1 protein-coding gene is annotated in these 289 nt (G+C 53.3%); it reads right to left on the bottom strand.

The genetic code is table 11. The features are described from left to right. The coding region (locus tag SB765_RS29000; protein ID WP_410932400.1) for an anaerobic C4-dicarboxylate transporter family protein at positions 1 to 190 on the bottom strand (190 nt) is incomplete at its 3' end. Between the last annotated feature and the right edge of the window lie 99 nt (positions 191 to 289).

The raw sequence follows: 289 nt of genomic DNA, 5'->3' as shown, positions 1-289 counted from the left end.
TGGCGGCTATCGCGGCGATCACCGCCATGATGATTTCAATCACATCGAACGGAATAGCACCGGGTGCCATGCCAAATCCCAGCGTCAGGATCAGCACGCCCATTCCGCCTGCGAACCCGATACCAATGCCGCCAAGACGTGCGCCCAACCAGATCGCCATCAAGACGATAAGCAGCTCAACCACAAACATGAATGACTCCTGAAAGATAAACCGGTAATAGCCGGGTGTGCTGTTTAACAAAAAAAAAGGCACACCGTGTTGATCGCGGTGTGCCTTTGGTTAACCAGC

It is taken from the genome of Pseudomonas sp. SIMBA_067 (assembly GCF_046534675.1).
Lineage (GTDB): Bacteria > Pseudomonadota > Gammaproteobacteria > Pseudomonadales > Pseudomonadaceae > Aquipseudomonas > Aquipseudomonas putida.
Note: the sequence above shows the minus strand (reverse complement) of the source record. Positions and strands in the feature narration are given on the sequence as shown.